Below are 18469 nucleotides of genomic sequence, written 5' to 3' on the forward strand. Positions count from 1 at the left end.
CCCCACTCCATCGAAGCCTCGCACATGAAATCATTCTTCAAACTCGAACTGGCCGAAGCGCGCCACATGATCGCCGCGGCTATCGCCCGCTCGCATGAAATCGGCGTGCTGGAATCCGTCTGCGTAACCGACGAAGGGGGCTTTCCTCTTGCGCTCGAACGCATGGACGGAGGTCGCATCACAGGCCCGCAGATCGCCTGGAACAAGGCCTTCACCGCGGCGGGCCACAAGCGCTCGACGCATCTCTTCAGCACGCCGCCGAACGGCCCGGCGCTGCCCGGCAATGAGGCTTTCGGCATTCAGTGGAGCTTCGACGGCAAGTTTGCCGCATTCGTCGGCGGCTTTCCGGTTGTCGTGGACAACCAGGTAGTGGGGGGCATCGGTCTGAGCGGCGGCAATGGTGCTCAGGATACCGAAGCAGCGCTCGCAGGCCTCACGGCGCTGCGCGAGGTGCTGCGGGAGTCCGGTCGCGAAGTGCTGGTTCAGGCCGATATCAAATTGTAACGCGAGGAAAGGTGCCGTCATGGACCATCGGGTCATGTGGATCGAGGAAGGTTGCACGTTCGAGGCCGCCAGCGATGAGAGCGTACTCGACGCCGCCGTGCGCGCGGGCGTCATGCTGCCCTCCGAATGTCGTTTCGGGGCCTGCGGAACGTGTCGCGTCAGGCTGGTGAGCGGCGCGGTGCGTTACGACGAAGCGCCGCCGGGCCTCTCGGAAGCCGAGACCGAACAAGGCTACGCGCTGGCCTGTCAGGCGCGCGCGACCTCGGACCTCGTCCTCAGCACGGACCGGCCGCTGGCAGCACCCATGCCGCCGGCGCGGCAGCGCGCGTCCGTGCATGCGATCGAGCGGCATGATGCTGGAGTCGTGGCGTTGACGCTCGCCATTCACGGCCTCGAGCGGATTGCGTTCCGGCCGGGTCAATACCTGCATGTGCATCTCGGCGAGGCGGGCGTACGCAGCTTCTCGATGGCATCGGCGGCAGGCGCGGCGACCGTGGAACTTCATATCCGCAGGATTGAAGGCGGCTTCTTCACCGACACCCTGCTTCCGACCCTCTCGCCCGGCGACACGCTCGACGTGGAGCTGCCACTCGGCGGATTCGGCTATCACGCAGAGGACTATCGCCCGATCGTGATGATCGCGACGGGCACGGGCATCGCGCCGCTGCATGCGATGCTCGGCGAGATCCTCGCCGATCCCGACCATCCGCCGGTATCGCTGTTCTGGGGAGGCCGAACGCCGTCTGACCTGTACCTGCACGAAGTATTGAGCGCGCTTGCCGCGCACCACGACGACTTCGACTACACGCCGGTGCTCTCGCGCGGTGCTCCGGACTGGACCGGCGCGCGCGGCTACGTGCAGCACGCCGTTGCCGCGCGCTTTTCCGACCTCACGGAATATGCCGTCTACGCGTGCGGCTCGCCGGACATGATCGCCGCGGCCAAACGTGAATTCGCCAGTCGCGGCGTGAGCCCGCGGTACTTCTATGCAGACGGCTTCACGTTCCAGCATGCGCCCTCGGCCGTGCAGGCGTAAGAGCGCCGGTCGTTGCTGACGCGTTATGCAGGTCATGCGAGATGACCGTTGCTTCATGCATTGCGTCGCGGCCAAACGCTGCGGCGAGGAGACAGTAATGCCAAATGTCGTGTTTCACAAAAACGGCGAGACGTATCGCGACTCCGTCAAGGAGAACACCAATCTCGTGGTGCGGGCCGGTATTCGTCAGTTTCCGTATCCGCATCTTCGCTACGAATGCGGCATGGGGAAATGTTCCCAATGCGCCTGTCAGGTACTCAGCGGCGCCGAACATCTGCCCGAGCCGAACTGGAAGGAGCGCAAGCAGCTCGGGGAGCGGCTCGCCCAGGGCTTCCGTCTCGCGTGCCAGTTGTGGATCGACCACGATATCGAGCTCGTCCAGCACGACGCTTTGACATCCTGATTTTTGCACACCTTCTCCATGTACATCATCCTGACCAACAAACCGGGCCGGTACCGTAGCGAGGCGACGGACGGTCTGCGGCCGCTCGAAGCGCTTGCGTACCACTATGAAGGGCGGCACATCGCAACCTTCACGATCGCGGAGCTTCAACGGGAAACGCGCGTGAGGATCGTCGAGGAGACGGCGCCCGCCAGCATCAACCTCGTACCGACGCGGTTCTTCGAGCATTTCGACACGCGCGAAGCGGCGCTCGGTTCGCTAACCCGCCTGGTTAGTGCGAGCCATGCCGATGCACGGCTCGTTGCACTCGCCGAACCCGTCATCGTTTCTTGAGCGTATCCACTCCATGATTCAGGTTACTTTCATCAGCAACGGCGGCAAGACGGTAGCGGCACCGCCCGACAGCAATCTGCTGCGCGTGTCCCTGCGCGAACAGGGCGGGATTCCGTTCAAATGTGGCGGCGGCCTCTGCGGCACCTGCAAGTGCAAGGTGGAGCGCGGACTCGAAAATACCGATACCGTCAAACCGAAGGAAAAGCGGCACCTCAGTCCGGAAGAGATCGCGGCCGGCTACCGGATGGCGTGTCAGACGTTCGTCAAGGGCGATGTGAGCGTGTCATGGTGAAATCCGATCCGGCTCTCGCGCCTTTCGGCACCCTCTCAGAAGATGACCGTCGCGCGATGAACGCGCTCGGTCCGCGCTGGGCCGACGATATCGTCGGCAATCGCAAGGCGGTGGTCGACACCTACACCCCGGTCGTAGCCTCGGCGCCGAAGCTCGCCACCGTCGAACGGGACGTGCGCTACGGCGAACACAGCCGCCATACGCTGGACATCTTTCATCCTCCCGGGCCGCCGCACGGCGACATCCTGCGCGACGCCGTGGTATTCGTTCACGGCGGGGCGTTTGTCCGCGGTAGCAAGAGCGTGAACGGCGAGATTTATGACAACGTGTGCCACTGGTTCGCCAACCAGGGACTCGTGGCCTTCAACGTCGAGTACCGACTCGCCGACGCCGCCCCCTATCCAGGCGGCGCCGAGGACGTCGCCGATGCGCTTGCATTCATTCGCGGACTGGCCGCCCGGCTTCGCTTCGACTCCCGCCGCATCTTCGTCATCGGACACTCGGCGGGCGGCGCGCATGCCGCCGCCTGTCTATTCGACCCCGCTCTCGCGGTCCGCGCGAATACGCAAAGCGTGGCCGGCCTGGTGTTGATCAGCGCGCGAATCGTTGCCGACGTGAGGCCTGGCAACCCGAATGCGCAACCCGTGCGCGCGTACTTCGGCACAGACGAAACGCTGTACGCGCAACGCTCTCCGCTCACCCACGTAGCCCGCTCGGCGGTACCGCTGATGATTGCGGTCGCCGAATACGAAAATCCGTACCTCGACGAGTACGGCGCCCAACTGTTCATCGATGCCCTGCGCCATCGGGGCGTTCCGCCGCGTTTCGTGCAGATGCGCGGGCACAATCACACGTCGATCGTCGCGCACTTCAACTCAGGGGAGACCTATCTCGGCAACGAGATCCTTGCATTCATCGATGACGCCAACTGGGAAAGCTAAGCGGACGCCACACCGAGCCCTATGACGCAACTCAAACGGTATGACGTGTACTGTCTACAATTTCCGCCGTGCGTTAAAATGGGGCGTTGTCGGCGTGGCCGGCATAGAGCGTGGAGTTTCGATGAGTACCCTCCCGGATACATCCGGCCCGGCCGGCCAATCTGAGCGATCCGCCCCCATCCGGCATAAGCAGTTGTCCGAACTGGTGCTTGCGCGCATCCGCGAGTCCATCACAGCGGGTGTCTACGCCCCGGGCGACCGCCTCGTGGAAGGCCGCATCGCCGAGGAACTGGACGTCTCGCGCGTGCCAGTGCGAGAGGCGCTGCGCGCGCTCGCCGCAGAAGGTCTGGTGGAAGTCCGCCCGCGCCATGGTGCGGTCGTCGCATCGCTGGACCCGTCGTCCGCGCGCGAAATGGTGCAGATCCGCGCGACCCTGGAAGGGTTGAACGCTCGGCTCGCAGCTGAACACTGCACGCCGGAACTCTCGGCCCGCATCGAACGGGTGCTGGAGGAAGGCAAGAAGCGCGCGAGCAACGGACAAACCGCCGGACTGCTCGACCTGAACGCCCAGTTTCACGATCTGCTCTATGCGGCCGGGGCCAATATGATCCTTGCCGACTTGATGCGTTCGCTGCGCGATCGTACGCGCCGGCTCTTCACTAAGTCGAATGACGACGAGATCCGCATGACGTGGGACGAACACGCCGCCATTCTGCGAGCGGTTCAGGCCGGCGACGCGGCGCTCGCAGCCCTGCTGGCGGAGCGTCACGTGATGCGTGCGGCGCAGCATTATTTGAGCAAGGCAGCGGGATAGGCTTCTGCATTACCCGGACGTCGACGGCGTTCCCCTGCCAGGCCTTCCTGCATTTTTTCCACCCTCATGCCTGGACTCGGGGCACGTTGTGCTGTCGAAGACTTGAAGTTCGCGCGAGCTTCCAATCGATATGCTGACCGCAAAGATGCGGATATGCGAACGTCAAAAGATAGTCCGGAAGGAGCCATCGACGTCGTTCCGTCCCGAGCGGCGGCTTAGGGTCGACTGCCGCCGACCGCATCGGGCAGAGGTCGGCGAGGATCGGTCGTTCGCCCGCCTCCCAGAAATCGTCGACAATCGTGACCTGCATTCAGACACAGAGGAGTCAAATCAGTGAAGGAAGCCGAATTTTGTGAAATGCTTGAACGTCTCTCAGCCACGCACAAGACGGGTGACGACTCACTGTTAATAACAGCGGCGGACGCCCGTGAAATGTTTGATTGGCCGGTGTCTGCGGAGAAATCGGCAGCACGGCTGCTAACTGCACGTCCTGATTTGCGGCTCGTGTCCATAGAGGACGATTACCTCGACATGCGTTGCATGGCCGCTTTCGAGAGTGCCGTTGCTCCGGTGAGAGTCAAATGGCTGCAGGCGATGCTCATCGACGGGCGCAATGGCCGGTAGGATCAATCGAAACTGAGAAATGGGTGATGAACGACGCGCAAGCCTTCAACGCCGAATTGGATCGGTCTCTGGAATGCGAGGGGAAGATCGACCGCGATACCTACGTCCGGTTTCTCGATGCATACCACTTCGATGCGGCGACGAGCGTAAGCTGGTTGCGATCGAAGCTTCAGATTCTCCAACAGCGGCTCCGCCGCGGAGAACCGATCCATCTCTGGGATACAGCGATGGATATTCAGATCAAATACACCAAGTTACAAGAATTTTCTGACTGGGTGAGCGCGCATTTTTCCTCTATCCAGTTGTAGAAGGGCCAACATCTGACAAGCGGGAAGGTAAGGACGCAATCGTCTGGCGCGCTGTTTTCCATGTTCGAGCCGAGGTCGAATGGCAGCTTTGAGCGGCACTGAGAGTCCGCTACGGGTCGGACTATGCCTTTTGCATGACGCGCATGTGCCAAGTGTTCAGCGCGCGGCGCCGTCGGGATCTGCTCGGACCAGAAAGAGACAGTGGACGTTGATGCTGTAGGTAACATTCGAGCAACGGCCGTTCAACCGAATTAGCTCAAGCGCGAACACCGAGGTTGTATGCCGTGCTGTCAAGTTCGTACACGGCAATAGACCGCCATTTTGGAATCAGTCCGCGGTTGAGATTTTAAAGTTCGGGGCGCGGTCTCTGATGTGCTGCCAAAGCAAATTGGCGATTGGCCCGTGGGGCAAATCGCGTCGGCGCGCCGCGGTTATCTCGACGCGTCCGCCTTGCAGATGTCGCCCGCCGATTGAGAGAAGACGTCCATCGCGTAGATCGCTCTCAATCAGAAAATCGTGCAGATGACCCCAGGCCGCGCCCTGCAAAATGATTTCCTTCTTCATCAACTGATCGCCGACCGACCACGTTTGGGCGCCCTCAATGATGTAGTAATTCGGCCGCACGATATGGCGTGCCGTGTCGCGAATGACGCACTGAACGTATCCGCGCATTTGCTCCGGCGTGATCTCGTCCGAAATGGGCATGCGAAGAAAACCCGGCGCGACGACAGGGATGAGTCTGACGGGACACAGATCGATGTACTCGAGCCGCGGATCCGCCTTGTCGATGTGATGAATGATCAGATCGGCTTCGCCGTCAAACAAGCGTTCCCACGGACCTGCAATGGCCTCCACATGCAAATGCAGTTGCGTCGCAGGATGACCGTCGAAGAAAGAACGAAGCAGTGCGAGTACCTCACGCACGGGTGAGAGATCGCCGATCACGACGCGAAGTTCGCGCTCCTCGCCCATGGCCAGTTGCTCGGCATGGTTCTTCAGTCCGCGAAGCTCTTGAAGGAATACGCGCACGTGGTCATGAAACGAGCGACCCGCGTCGGTCAGTGCCACGCGATAGCCGCTCCGATCGAGCAAGGTCAAGCCAAGCTGTCCTTCGAGGTTCTTCACCGCGGCAAACACCGTCGGCTGCGTGCGCAAGAGCTTTTCGGCCGCGGGCTGGAAACCGCCTTCCGATACCACTGCGTCGAAGCACTGCAGCTGATACAACGTCAGGCCCTCGATCATCGACGAGTCCTATTAACTTGATCAAAACTTCATTATTTTTAACAGAATCTCCGATCTCTAATATTAGACGACACTCACTGATATGGAGATTTTCATGCGTGCCATCGTTATCAAACAGTACGGGGGACCCGAGGTACTGAGCATCGAGGAGCGTCCTGATCCGTCCCCGCGGCTCGGCCATGTTCTCATCGAGGTGAAGGCTTTTGGCGTGAATCGCGCCGAGATGCATATGCGCGAAGGAAAGTGGCCCGAGGCGACTGAGATAAGCGGAATCGAATGTGTCGGGACTGTGCGTGCCGATCCGGATGGCCGGTTCGTGCCGGGTCAAAAGGTCGTCGCATTCATGGGGGGCATGGGCCGAAAGATAAATGGAAGCTATGCCGAGTTGACCAGTGTCCCGGCAAGCAATGTCGTTGCCGTGAATACCGATCTGACCTGGGAGCAACTCGCGGCGATTCCGGAGTCGTATGCGACGGCATGGGCAGCCCTCTTTGGCAATCTTGATCTTGAGTCCGGACAGACCTTGGTTGTTCGTGGCGCCACGTCCGCATTGGGTCGGGCGGCGGTGGATATCGCCGCTCATGCCGGCGTTCGGGTTATCGCCACCACGCGTAACCCGGAACGCGCGCCGTCGCTCGAAGCGCTCGGCGCCAAGGAGGTGTTGCTCGAGGCGCCTGATCTTCCACAGCGTGCGCGCGATTTGCATCCTGACGGCGTTGACGCAGTGTTGGAATTGTTGGGCAACAGTACGGTAATCGGTTCGCTGACCATGGCCCGGCGGCATGGTCGCCTTTGTCTGGCGGGATTTCTGGGTGGCACCGATCCGATTAACGGCTTCATGCCCGTGGCCCAGATGCCGAGTGGGGTGCATTTCAGCTTCTTCGGCAGTTTTATGTTTGGGGCGCCAGCGTTTCCGACGGCGGAGATTCCAATGCAACTCATCGTCGATCGCGTGGAACATGGTCAATACAAAGCGATGGCCGCGCGGGTCTTCCGATTTGAGGAAATCCGCGAGGCCCATCGGCTGATGGAGACCGACAGCGCGAATGGAAAGATCGTCGTACGGTTGTGAGTGCAACTATCAAAGCGGCGGCTCGACCACCCGCATAAACCCTCGGACACCTCGTTGGAGGCCTTCGACCTTCATATTGGATCCAGCGGTGAATCCGCACCCAGCATCCGTCACCGGCGTGTCCAGGCGAATGGCCGTTGTGCCATTTCCAGGTTCGGCCAACTTCGGCCAGTCGACAACGGGGCGAAGTTCGTCGACAATGCCTCGGCGCGAATAAACGGGTAGGAGATGGGAAATGACGATCTTTTGGACGTTGAAAAGCATCCCTGAGCTGGCAAATCTAAGCGCGAGAGAGAGACGCGCGTATTGGCGACGTGCCTTTCGTCGAACATGGCGGCATTGGGAGACATGGGCCGGCCTCCTCGGGTGCGCCATATGCGCCGGAGTAGGTTCTGGACTGGGTGCGCTTGCTAATCACACTGTCGTTGGAGCGATGATCGGCGGCGGTGTTGGCGGATTCGTGTTCGGACAAGCGACGGTGCATGTCGCCCGTTTACATTACAAAAACGTACTGCTCAACCGAGACCGTTAAGCAATCGAGCAACTAGCTTGGATGCGGCTCCTTCGCTCGAAATCGTTGCCAATCCACACGTCCCGTGGCGAACGACTGGCCGCCGAGGCCAAGGGTTGCCTCCACAATCGTTACGCGGAATTCGCCGGCCGTGTGAGTTCGAAGCGAATCGTGCGGTTGGTGCGTTGCGCGCTCGATTCGCGGTGCGCTCGCAGCGGCCCGTCAAAAGCCTCGAACAGGGTGTTGCCGCAGACGTCTTCAAGGTCCGGCGCGACGCGAATGGCGGGCCGCGTCGCCGTCCAGGGCGAATCCGGCGTAAAGGTCCAGCGTCTTTCGCCCTTTTCGATCGCGACTCGCCCTGCTACCGGCCGTTCGTCGTCGCCCACGACCACAATCGCGCGCCGCAGCAACGCCCAATCCAGCGGCCTGGGAAACACGATCTCCAGAGGTTGACAACTCTGCGCCGCAGGAGGCAGAACCGTCCAATGCGCGAGCGCAACGGGCTCCCGGACCGCCTGAGCGACAACGAACGGCTTGTAGAAATTCTGCCGAAGCGGACGACCGGATGAGTCGACCATTGCCGAGCCGATGGCCAACGCGTAGCGTTGCCCCAACCTCAGCGGCGGACCCAGTTCCCGATTGGGACCGACCCAGCGTTTCAGCCTGCCCGGATCCAGCAGAACCGTCAGGCATCGCATGCTCCTGTCCCAAAGCTCCAGCGCAGGCCGATAGAGCACGTCGTGCGCAGGCCGTCCATTGGGGCCGATAAGACTAATCTGCGTTTCGGCACCGCCACGCCGCATCGGGCTGGAAAAGCAAACGTAGAAGCGAAGCAGGTTTTCCGGCAGGACATCGGCGGATGGAAAGACATCCGACACCGAAGCCGGGTCGACGCCGATGGGGTTCGGTAGCGAGAATTCGAGCGTCAGCACGTCCGCATGCCCAATACGGCCGAGCGGCCGCAAATCGAAGCTTGCTCGATAGCGAACGCCCGGTTCGAACGGAAAACGCGGAACGAATCGCACCCCGGCCTCCAGAAGCTGACAGCAGCCAGCCACATCGGGAAGTTCGTCGCCGTCCCGCATGGCTGCATCGATAACGTTCACACGCAGCACGGGTTGCAGCGAGCGGGCCGTCCCCTGGTGTTCGACGACAAGCGCAGCAAGATCTGCATCGAGGTTGCGCACGCAGACGCAAGCCACCCCGCTCCTCTGGGTCTCGTGCTCGACTCGCAGTGTTGGCTGGAGTGTCATCGGCATCCTTACTCGGTCGCGTTGCGCGATATTCTGCGGCCGGCTGATCTCGCAACCGGCTACGCGTGGTCGATCTCGTTGCGATGTTCGCGGTAGTGGAACGGATCGGGACCATTCGGCCAGTTCATTTCCGCCATTCCCAATCGGCGGTCGAAGAAGTACGGAACCATCAGCGTGCCGATGTCCAGCCGCCAGGACGTCTTTGGATGCCGCCAGATGACGACTGCCCATCGTGGATCGAGAATCGCGATATGTTCCGCCCGGATCGGCAGATCGCGCTGCGTACGCCCTAGGCCACCCGGCCCGAAGTCGATGGGACCACCGGTCGGCTCGGGTTTCGCGGTCGTCAACTCCGCAGCTTCGATACGCGACGCGCTGCGTACGTCGATGGTCACGAGCAAGTAGTCCTTATTGTCCGTCGGATCGGTATAAGTCAGCATATCCAGCGGATTCGACCCATAGCCCAGTTCGCCGATCGTGTCCCCACGCACATGCGCGCCATCCTTCAAATCTTCCAGGCGGAAGCGAACGAGCGGCGTGCAACCGTACACGGCAAACAGGTACGGTTTTCCATCCATCTCCCGGATCAGTTGCCGCACGATCGGGGCGCGCGTTTCGAACTCCCCGTGCGTCGGGTGCCAGATTTCGACGGTGCTCGTCGACAGGCGGGAACGGAACGGGTACGGGATGCGATACAGCGTCGATGCAAAGCGCTGATTCGAGATTCCTGTGACGAAAACCTCGCCGTTGTAGTACTTGACGTCCGTAATCGCATAGACCTGCTGGGGCTCGAACTCCAGCATCGCGTTCTGGTCCGGCTCGTTTGGAATTGCCGTTTTGGAGTGCGTAATACCGTCTAGTTCGAGCAACTCGAGCTTGCCGTGATTGACCTTCACAATCGCAGCCATGGCGCCCGGTCCGCTGCCGCGCTCGACCGACATGAAAATCTGTCGCGACGGCTGATGGATCGCCATATCGTTGATGACGATATTGCCGACTGTCGTCCCGAAGAGCGCAGCGAGCTTCTGATCCACGCCCAGGACCAGATCGCGGCCTTCGAAGTTATGAAAATTTCCCATTTCCACGTCGGCCTGAGAGGTCACGTCCGAATCCTTCAGTGCAAACGCATGAACGGCCGCACCTGTGATATCGCCGACGAAGAGGACATTGCCGGGCCCGAACTCGAGGGCTCCCGCAGACTGGAGTGGACCGCCCGGCCGCGGTGTGCCGCCCTCCTCTACATCAGCCCTGGTCTTTTCGCCCGCGGCCAGCGCCGGGCCCGCCAAGGCAAGCATGAGTGCCGAAGCCGAGCCAGCCCGCAGAAACTCGCGCCGCGCACGGGCCTCTTCCGCCATACCGGATGTTGTCGTGTGATCCATTGCGTTCCCTGGTTGTCGTTCGGTGCTAGATGGTGGCGAATCCGCCACCGGCAGCCGTCAATCCACCGCTGACCTCGAGCGCGTCGATTGCGCCGTGCAGTTCCAGCGGATTGACGCCTTCGCCATGCGTGATCAGGCCGCCGGCGATCGCGATCTTGCGCGCCGATCCTCCGGGCTTGATGCTGAGCGCTGTCGCCGCAAGCCGGACAACGACGCCCTTGACCAATGAGTCGCCGGTACCGCCCCACGTCTCGATGCCCCGGCGGACCGTGATTTCGCCGACAGGTTGGCTGATCTGAATGCCCACTGCGCCATCGGCATGCGTGACGACGCGCTCGAATTGCGCCGACCGCACGGTGCCCGTGTAGACATTGAAGCCGCGCGATCCCTGGCCGAACGTCTCGATCAACGCGTTGACTTCGAGCCGCTCGAGGGAGCCGAAATTCACGAAGCCAATGCCGCTCGGCCCGTGGGACGTGACCTTCCCGTCGACGATCCAGCGATCGACGGCTCCCCAGTTGTCGAGCACCATGTCATTCGGACCGTAGGTCGTCACCGGGCCGTGATTGTGCACGCTGGCCACGAATGCGCCCGACACGACGAATACGCCGCCGGTAATGCGATCCGGCGTGCCGGGCGCGATGCCGCCATCGCTATGGACGGCGCCTGTCTCCAGCCGATTCGCCACGACGCGCCCGCCCGCCTCTCCGGCGCCGCCAACGAAGATGCCGCTGCCGCGAACCGGCGCACCGGCACGGCCCGCCGAAAGCCCGGTGAGGTCCGCCGTGATGACTACGCCGCGGTCTTCGCGCTGATTCCAGAGCGTGAAGACGCCGGGAACGACTTCGACGCCGTATCCCTTCGGGCGCTCTTCATAGCCGCGGGCGTCCGCGGCCCCAATGTCGATATCGTGTGCTTCGACATGGCCGCCAGCCACGCTGTCGCGGGCCAGCAGTTGCACGACGCCCGCAACATTCAGATGGCGCAGCACGAGCCGACCGAATCCGTCGACACGCGTGTCATTGAAAATGGCGCGCCGATCGGGGTCCGTGGCAAGCCGCAAGCCTTCGACCCGATTGTCGGCGGAAAGCTGGAGCCCGTCGCTGCCGGGCGCGAAGCGCAGGGCGGCATGTGCGTCGATGCCGGTCAGAGCCAAACCGGGCCGCAGGCGAAGGGCTGCCACCCCATCGATCTGCGCTGAAACGACGATATGCAGAACCTGGTCGTCGTCGACTGCCGTCTGCAATTCGGCGAGCGTGGAGACGGTGCGCGTTTCGGTGTTCACGATGAGTCGTTCCTCCATGATCTGATGAACGGCGCGCATGCCGCTTAGACGAGCGACGCGGCCTCTTTGGCGCTGACCAGCTTGCCAAGCTGTCCATACTCGTGCAGATCGCCGCCAACCTCGATCCGGATCGACTGGTCGATGCCGCCCACGCGCAAAGGAGAAAACCCGCTGACGGTAATGAGTCTTGCTACGACCTCGCCGGCTTGCGCATCGTCCGCTGCATAAAACAGCACGGCCCGCTCCGGCGACCGGTTCGCGCCGGCCTCCAGCGATTGCGCGCCCAGCGTGCCGAACGCTTTGACGAGACGCGCCCGAGCCGGGAGTAGCCCGGAAATCAGCACGCCAGAAGATTGCTCGTCAGGAATGGTCTTTCTGTATCCGCCCTTACCGTCCGGGGCGATCGGGTTTGACGGGTCCACGATGATCTTCCCCGCCAGCGCCTCACGATGCGTAACGAGAAATTGCCTGATCGCGTCGAACTGGATCGCCAGGACAATGACGTCCGCCTTGGCGACTGCATCCTCGACCGTCAGCGCTTCGGCATGGCTGCCGAGGTCTCGGGCCACCTCCTCGGCCTCGTCCGGCGTCCTTGCCGCGACGATGATCGTCTCGCCACCCGTTACCAGATTCTTCGCCAGCCGGGAGCCTATGTTTCCAAGGCCGATGATTGCCGTGCTCATGACAGTTGCGCTCCTTTCTGTTTCCCGCTTGCGTGACCGCAATGTGATCTCAATGGTAGCCAACCGTTCGGTCGACCGCTAACGGACAGTGCGGAAATCGGATTTCCATTTCTGGAAAGCTCACGCGAGCGGCCGCGTTTGTATGCTTGAGCGTGTGCCCTGATGAGGAGGAGAAAGCCCATGCTCGCGCCAACCGAAGTGCTGTCTTCGATACTCGAGAAGCCAACCGATATCGAGCACGTCCGTGCGCTCGTTACACCTGACGTGATCTATGTTTCGCTCAACTACGACAATCCCGATCTGAAGCGGATCATGCCGTGGGCCGGTACGTCTCGTGGTCCCGAGAGCATCGTGAAGACCTTTATGGATGTCGGCCGCTACTGGGAGATTCAATCCTTCGAGCCGGAGGCGCTGTTCGGCACCGACGAATACGCCGCCATGTTCGGTCGTTTCACGTACCGGTCGACGGTACTCTCAAAGGTCGTGACGACGCCGTTCGCGGTGTTCGCCAAGGTCGAACATGGCCGCTGCACGTATCTCCAGTTCATGGAGGACACGTTCGCGACAGGCGCGTCGTTCCGAAGCGGCGGAAGCTGGACTTTTCAAGGCAATCCGAACGGCGAGCGAGTCGTGCTCTAGCCGAATGGTTCCTTTACCTCGCCAGGCGGACTGCCGCCTTGCTGCCGCCCGGTTGCGGCGGTAATCTGCGTCAGACGATGGAAGCTGCAGATCGCCAGCAAGTTGCAGGTCGAACGGAGCGTAACGGTAATGAAAGATCTCAATACGCTGCTCATTTTTGCGAAGGTCGTCGAGGCGAGCAGCTTCTCGGAGGGCGCGAGGCGGCTCAAGATGCCCATTTCCTCTGTGAGCCGCCGTATTGCCGAACTCGAAAATCAGCTGGGTGTTCGTTTGCTCGATCGATCCACGCATCACCTGAGGCTCACGGACTTCGGCACCGAAGTATTCGAGCTCGCAAGACAGGCCACCGAGGTCAGCGAAGCCGTCGACAATGTCATTTCGAACCGCCTGCCCGAGGTGTCCGGCGCCGTACGGCTCTGTGCGCCGCCAAACCTCTCCGACTCGCTGATCGTGCCTGTCGTCGAAGCCTTTCAGCAGTCTTACCCGAACGTGGAGGTCAAGGCGTTCATTACCGAACGCATCGTCGACCAGATAGCCGAGGACGTCGATATCGCGTTCAAGGTCGGAACCTTCACCGACGCGACGCTCGCAGCGCGCACGCTTCTGACTTACCGGCATCAGGTCGTTGCAAGTCCGAAGTACCTCGCCAGATGCCCGCCTCCGCAGTCGCCGCGGGACCTTCCCGCGCACCGGCTTTTCGCGTTCTCTTTCTGGAAGCCGGACTATAGCTGGAGCTTCGTTCATGTCAACGGCCGGGATACCGAAACGGTCTCCTTCCAGCCGACAATGGCCATGAACGACTACACCGGGCTCATTGTGGCGCTGCTCGAGGGCTGCGGCATCGGGGAACTGCCGCCCATCGTCCAGCCAGACCTCGTGCGCAGCGGGCAGCTCGTCGAGGTCTTGCCGGACTGGCATCTGCCTGTGTTCGACCTGACCATCGCCAACCTGCGCGACCGCTATCTGCCCCGGCAGGTACGCATCTTCAGGGACTTCGCCTCGAAGATGGTGCCCGGGCTCTTTGGCACCTTACCATCCTGAAAGGCAAAAACAGGCGATACCATCGAACCCGTTTCAACCATTCTAAATCCCTCAGGAGTTCGAATGGTCTGCATCTTACTGCGGAAAATCCGGAAACAACACGGGTGCCATTTCAATCGCGAATTCCTTGAAGAGCCTGCACGGTTTCGAAATGTGCCGGTTGCCCAGGTACACGAGCGAGAGGTCGTATGTCGGGAGGCGCCACTGCGGCATCACCTCCACCAGCTTGCCCTCGCGAACAAGATCGGGCCGGACCACAGGGGGCAGTTCACCAATGCCGGCACCCGCCAGCAACATGGAAGCGAGGCCGGCAAAATCGTTCATCGCGAATAACGGCTGGAACGTGAGCGTCTGCTTTTCCCCTCCATTCTCGTGCACGAAACACCAGCTGCAATCCGCCTTCCAGTGCGAAAACGCAAGGAGGCGATGCTCGAGCAGATCCTGCGGCTTTCGGATCGCCCCGCAGCGCTTAAGGCACGCAGGCGTCGCAACGATGCGATGACGATAGGCCAGAAGGCGCCGCGCGACCAGCGACGAATCGCGCAACGCACCAACCCGGAACACAAGGTCGACGCCGTCCGCGATATGTTCGACGTAGCGCTCGGTAACGAGAATCTGAAAACGCACGTTCGGATAGCGCTTCTGAAATTCCAGGACAAGCGGCGTCAGCAAGGTGTCCGAAACGCTTGGCGGCGCCGAAAGGCGCAAGAGCCCCGACACGTCCGAGAGATGGCTGGACGCGACGCTGTCGATGGCCTCACCCAGCTCGACGCCTCGCACGGCTTGCTCATACACCTCCTTGCCGAGGTCGGTGAGGGTGAGATTGCGCGTGGAGCGCTCAAGGAGCCGAACGCCCAGCGCCTGCTCGAACTCAGCGATGTGCCGGCTGACCGTAGAGACCGGCATGCCAAGCCGGCGTGCCGCCCCGGAAAGGCTGCCCGATTCGACCACCTTTGCGAATATCACCAGCGAGTTGAGGTTCGCCATCGCTTTTCCATCCTTGGAAAACCATTGTGCGCCAATCGTCGGCGACGCCGCAAGGATAGATGCCAACCCGGAGCACGAGCGCCCACGTGACATATCATGGCACGCTGATCTTTCCGGAAGTGGAAAACGATTTTCTGCATTACCGCCTACCGGAAAATCGCAGCTGCTCTATGGTTTCGAATAGACACTCGCGAGCCGCAAAGGAGGCGTCGATGACGACCATGAAAGCAGCAGTGATCCACGAGCCCGGTGGTCCTGAGGTGCTCAAGCTCGAACAACGGCCTATACCGACGCCGCAGCGCGGCGAGGTACTGATCCGCGTGAAGGCGTTCGGACTCAACCGATCCGAAATGTTTACCCGCCAGGGATTTTCTCAGAGCGTGAAGTTTCCACGCGTGCTGGGAATCGAGGCGGTCGGCATCGTGGAAGACGCACCGGGAATGGAGTTCGCCAAGGGCGAGACGGTTGCCACCGCGATGGGAGGCTTGGGGCGTGAGTTCGACGGCAGCTATGCGGAGTACACCTGCGTACCTGCCCGGCAGGTACAAAAACTGGTCACTGGCTTGCCCTGGGAAACGCTCGGCGCAATGCCGGAAATGCTTCAGACCGCGTGGGGCTCGCTGTTCAAGGCCCTCGCGCTGCAAGAGCGGGACCGGCTGCTGGTTCGGGGCGGAACGACATCGGTTGGACTTGCCGCTGCGGCGATCGCCAAAGCGCACGGTGCGTTTGTGATTTCGACGACCCGCAATCCGCAGAAAGGCGACGCGCTGCGTGCAAACGGCGCCGACCGTGTCGTCATAGACTCGGGCACAATCGCGCAGGAGATCGGCGAAGTGTCGCCCGGCGGCGTGGATAAAGTGCTGGAACTCATCGGAACCACGACGCTGAAGGACTCGTTGCGCTGCGCGAAACAAGGCGGTGTGGTGTGCATGACTGGCATTGTTGGCAACCAGTGGTCGTTCGACACCTTCAGTCCGATGGAAGTGATACCGAGCACGGTGAAACTCACCATTTACGACGGCGGAGTCGATGAATTCATGGCGACGCCGTATGACGAATTGCTGGCGCAGGTGAAGGCCGGGACACTTCGCGTCCCCGTTGGGAAGGTTTTTCGACTCGACGAAATCGTAGAAGCACACCGGTGCATGGAAGAGAACAAGGCCGGCGGGAAGATCGTCGTGCTGCCATGAAGGCGGCCTTCACGCCCGCCGATGATTGACAGGCGTTCATCAATCAGTAATCCCACTGCACCGGCACGAAACGGAAGCCTTTACCGTTCCTTGCAACGTGACCGATGGACGGGAACGCCACATGTGCTGCGGCCAGCAAAGCGCCGGTTTCAGCAGCGTCGGTGAGCAGCGCGATACGCACGTCCGCAGCCACGTCAGGATCGTGCTCGAAGCCATTCTGCCATTCGGGATGGTCGAAACCGACTTCGAAAATCGCGTCGCCTGCGAACGTCAGTTTCTCGCCGTTCGAGGCGACGTCTACGACGCAATGCCCCGGCGTGTGCCCACCCGTTACGCGCGCCGACACGCCCGTTGCGACTTCGACGGTCTGATCGAACTGCATGATGTTTTCGCTGTAGAGTTCCGTGAACTTCGCAGCCGCTTTGCGGAGCGCGGGAGGAACGGCTTCCGGCATCACCGTCTTGCTGAAGTCCGGATTTTTCCAGAATTCCACTTCGGCCGCAGATACGTGAATGCGCACGTCCTGGCGCAGTCTGGCCTTAACGCCATCGACGTTCAGTCCGCCGACGTGATCCATGTGCATATGCGTAATCACGATATCGGTGATCGCAGCCAGGTCGATGCCAGCCGATTCCAGTCGCATCACCGACCGACCTGCACGGGTGAAGTATTCGAAACCCTCGCCCACACCCGAATCGATCAGGATCAGGCGTTCGCCGCTGCGCACGAGCGCAATATTCAGCGCCCAGTCGAACATGTCGCGTTGCAGGAAGCGACCGTCGAACCATTCGTTGCGGTCCGCTTCGCTCACGTTGGTGGACATGGTCGAGGTCGGAAGCGGCAGAATGCCATCGCTGATCAGCACGACGTCGACGTCACCCACGCACACGGCGTAGCGGGAAGGCACGAGTTCGACTGAACCTTCTTTGCCAAGGTTGGCGGTAACAGGCTGCACATTGCGGGTTGCTTTAGTCATCTTAAGTAATCCTATTAATAGATTTCGTGAGCCGCGCCGGGCGACGGCATGGCTTACTTCGCTGGCACGAGAACCGGTGCGCCCTTGTCCTTGAGCAGCACTACGATGAACGTCGCGGACTTCGTCTGGCTCGCATTGCGCCCAACCGTATGAACGTCGTTCGGCCCCTCATAAAACGTCTGTCCCGGACCGAGCGCGACTTGTTTGCCGCCCCTGACCTGCATCACGATGTTGCCTTCCAGCACGTAGATGAAACCGTGCGCATTGTGCCGATGCACGGGGTCCGACGCGCCGGGCGGATATTCCACGCGGATCATCAGCGCTTCCTTGCCCGGATAGTCGTCCAGCGCCTTGGTCATCAGCGGCGTGACTTGTGCTTGCGCCGGCTCGTGCGCTTGCCCAGCGTCCGCAGCGAGCAGCAGCGATGCGATCAGCAATCTCGTAATTTGCATGACGCTACCCCTTTGCGCCGCGGTCAGGCCAGGCCCGACTTGTCCACGCCGAAGGCTTTGTCGTAGATCCCCGGCGGGATGCGGAAGCCGATGTTGACCCGGTTCCACGCGTTGATCGACATCACCTGGAACGTGAGATCGGACAGCTCCTTCTCCGAAAACTGGGTCCGCACGCGGTCGTAGATTTCATCGCTCACGCCAAGCGGTGAAATCTGGGTCAGCGCTTCGGTCCAGGCCAGCGCGGCACGCTCGCGCGGCGTGAACAGGTTGGACTCGCGCCACACGGCGACGTGATGAAGACGCAGCGGACGCTCGCCATGGATCGTGGCTTCCTTCACGTGCATGTCGACGCAGAACGAACAGCCGTTGAGCTGTGAGGCCCGGATATCGACTAGATGGCCGATGGATTCCTCGATAGTGGACTTCTTGAGCACGAGGCTGAATTCGACAAATTTTCTGAACAGTTCCGGGGATTGTTGCTGGTAATCGATGCGCTGGGTCATG

General features: G+C 61.3%; 22 protein-coding genes. 13 read left to right on the forward strand and 9 right to left on the reverse strand.

Going from position 1 to position 18469, the window contains the following annotated elements:
• Positions 1-24 precede the first annotated feature (24 nt).
• The 9 genes from AB3X98_RS16250 (at position 25) to AB3X98_RS16290 (ending at position 5255) form a co-directional block, all read left to right on the forward strand.
• On the forward strand, positions 25-504 hold the full coding sequence (locus AB3X98_RS16250) for a heme-binding protein (RefSeq protein WP_368602201.1): 480 nt from the start codon (positions 25-27) through the stop codon (positions 502-504).
• A gap of 19 nt (positions 505-523) precedes the next feature.
• The gene (locus AB3X98_RS16255) at positions 524-1540 is read left to right on the forward strand and encodes a 2Fe-2S iron-sulfur cluster-binding protein (protein ID WP_368602200.1); all 1017 of its coding nucleotides are present in this window, start codon (positions 524-526) and stop codon (positions 1538-1540) included.
• 97 nt (positions 1541-1637) lie between these two features.
• The gene (locus tag AB3X98_RS16260; protein ID WP_368602199.1) at positions 1638-1943 is read left to right on the forward strand and encodes a 2Fe-2S iron-sulfur cluster-binding protein; all 306 of its coding nucleotides are present in this window, start codon (positions 1638-1640) and stop codon (positions 1941-1943) included.
• Positions 1944-1961: 18 nt separating this feature from the next.
• Positions 1962-2276, forward strand: coding sequence for a hypothetical protein (locus AB3X98_RS16265; protein WP_368602198.1), 315 nt, complete (start codon positions 1962-1964; stop codon positions 2274-2276).
• A 4-nt stretch (positions 2277-2280) separates the two neighbouring features.
• Positions 2281-2568: a 2Fe-2S iron-sulfur cluster-binding protein gene (locus AB3X98_RS16270; RefSeq protein WP_368602340.1), complete on the forward strand. Its 288-nt coding sequence runs from the start codon at positions 2281-2283 to the stop codon at positions 2566-2568.
• Positions 2562-3509: an alpha/beta hydrolase gene (locus AB3X98_RS16275; protein ID WP_368602197.1), complete on the forward strand. Its 948-nt coding sequence runs from the start codon at positions 2562-2564 to the stop codon at positions 3507-3509. Before AB3X98_RS16270 ends, AB3X98_RS16275 begins: the two co-directional genes overlap by 7 nt.
• A 121-nt stretch (positions 3510-3630) precedes the next feature.
• Positions 3631-4323 carry a GntR family transcriptional regulator gene (locus AB3X98_RS16280; RefSeq protein WP_368602196.1) on the forward strand — a complete coding sequence of 231 codons (693 nt, stop codon included), beginning with the start codon at positions 3631-3633 and terminating at the stop codon, positions 4321-4323.
• Between the two features lie 333 nt (positions 4324-4656).
• Complete coding sequence (locus AB3X98_RS16285) at positions 4657-4947, forward strand: hypothetical protein (protein WP_368602195.1); 291 nt, start codon at positions 4657-4659, stop codon at positions 4945-4947.
• Positions 4905-5255, forward strand: coding sequence for a hypothetical protein (locus AB3X98_RS16290; RefSeq protein WP_368602194.1), 351 nt, complete (start codon positions 4905-4907; stop codon positions 5253-5255). Before AB3X98_RS16285 ends, AB3X98_RS16290 begins: the two co-directional genes overlap by 43 nt.
• A 327-nt stretch (positions 5256-5582) precedes the next feature.
• Here the strand turns inward: AB3X98_RS16290 and AB3X98_RS16295 are convergent, their stop codons facing one another.
• A complete protein-coding gene (locus tag AB3X98_RS16295) occupies positions 5583-6497 on the reverse strand; it encodes a LysR family transcriptional regulator (RefSeq protein WP_368602193.1) in 915 nt (304 codons plus the stop codon).
• 94 nt (positions 6498-6591) lie between these two features.
• Here AB3X98_RS16295 and AB3X98_RS16300 point away from each other — a divergent pair, with 94 nt between their 5' ends.
• Positions 6592-7569 (forward strand): zinc-binding dehydrogenase, encoded by a 978-nt coding sequence (locus tag AB3X98_RS16300; RefSeq protein WP_368602192.1) that lies wholly within the window; start codon positions 6592-6594, stop codon positions 7567-7569.
• Positions 7570-8211: 642 nt separating this feature from the next.
• On the opposite strand, the gene AB3X98_RS16305 is transcribed toward AB3X98_RS16300, so the two are convergent.
• The 4 genes from AB3X98_RS16305 to AB3X98_RS16320 form a co-directional block, all read right to left on the reverse strand.
• A complete protein-coding gene (locus tag AB3X98_RS16305) occupies positions 8212-9267 on the reverse strand; it encodes a hypothetical protein (protein WP_368610284.1) in 1056 nt (351 codons plus the stop codon).
• A 125-nt stretch (positions 9268-9392) separates the two neighbouring features.
• The gene (locus AB3X98_RS16310; protein WP_368602190.1) at positions 9393-10712 is read right to left on the reverse strand and encodes a hypothetical protein; all 1320 of its coding nucleotides are present in this window, start codon (positions 10710-10712) and stop codon (positions 9393-9395) included.
• A gap of 25 nt (positions 10713-10737) precedes the next feature.
• Positions 10738-11997 (reverse strand): hypothetical protein, encoded by a 1260-nt coding sequence (locus tag AB3X98_RS16315; protein WP_368602189.1) that lies wholly within the window; start codon positions 11995-11997, stop codon positions 10738-10740.
• A 44-nt stretch (positions 11998-12041) separates the two neighbouring features.
• On the reverse strand, positions 12042-12743 hold the full coding sequence (locus tag AB3X98_RS16320; RefSeq protein ID WP_368610285.1) for an NADPH-dependent F420 reductase: 702 nt from the start codon (positions 12741-12743) through the stop codon (positions 12042-12044).
• 117 nt (positions 12744-12860) lie between these two features.
• Between AB3X98_RS16320 and AB3X98_RS16325 the strand changes: the two genes are divergently transcribed.
• Positions 12861-13319 (forward strand): nuclear transport factor 2 family protein, encoded by a 459-nt coding sequence (locus AB3X98_RS16325; RefSeq protein ID WP_368602188.1) that lies wholly within the window; start codon positions 12861-12863, stop codon positions 13317-13319.
• A gap of 129 nt (positions 13320-13448) precedes the next feature.
• A complete protein-coding gene (locus tag AB3X98_RS16330) occupies positions 13449-14360 on the forward strand; it encodes a LysR family transcriptional regulator (protein ID WP_342947280.1) in 912 nt (303 codons plus the stop codon).
• 75 nt (positions 14361-14435) lie between these two features.
• Here the strand turns inward: AB3X98_RS16330 and AB3X98_RS16335 are convergent, their stop codons facing one another.
• The gene (locus tag AB3X98_RS16335) at positions 14436-15347 is read right to left on the reverse strand and encodes a LysR family transcriptional regulator (RefSeq protein WP_368602187.1); all 912 of its coding nucleotides are present in this window, start codon (positions 15345-15347) and stop codon (positions 14436-14438) included.
• A gap of 212 nt (positions 15348-15559) precedes the next feature.
• On the opposite strand from AB3X98_RS16335, the gene AB3X98_RS16340 reads away from it, so the two are divergent.
• Positions 15560-16537 (forward strand): zinc-binding alcohol dehydrogenase family protein, encoded by a 978-nt coding sequence (locus tag AB3X98_RS16340; RefSeq protein WP_368602186.1) that lies wholly within the window; start codon positions 15560-15562, stop codon positions 16535-16537.
• 43 nt (positions 16538-16580) lie between these two features.
• Here the strand turns inward: AB3X98_RS16340 and AB3X98_RS16345 are convergent, their stop codons facing one another.
• The 3 genes from AB3X98_RS16345 to AB3X98_RS16355 are packed head-to-tail and all read right to left on the reverse strand — an operon-like array spanning position 16581 to position 18468.
• On the reverse strand, positions 16581-17513 hold the full coding sequence (locus AB3X98_RS16345) for an MBL fold metallo-hydrolase (protein WP_368602185.1): 933 nt from the start codon (positions 17511-17513) through the stop codon (positions 16581-16583).
• Between the two features lie 53 nt (positions 17514-17566).
• A complete protein-coding gene (locus AB3X98_RS16350) occupies positions 17567-17965 on the reverse strand; it encodes a cupin domain-containing protein (RefSeq protein WP_368602184.1) in 399 nt (132 codons plus the stop codon).
• A 23-nt stretch (positions 17966-17988) separates the two neighbouring features.
• Complete coding sequence (locus tag AB3X98_RS16355; RefSeq protein WP_368602183.1) at positions 17989-18468, reverse strand: carboxymuconolactone decarboxylase family protein; 480 nt, start codon at positions 18466-18468, stop codon at positions 17989-17991.
• Between the last annotated feature and the right edge of the window lies 1 nt (position 18469).

The sequence above is a fragment of the Paraburkholderia sp. BR14312 genome (assembly GCF_040948675.1).
Taxonomy (GTDB): Bacteria; Pseudomonadota; Gammaproteobacteria; order Burkholderiales; family Burkholderiaceae; genus Paraburkholderia; species Paraburkholderia nodosa_A.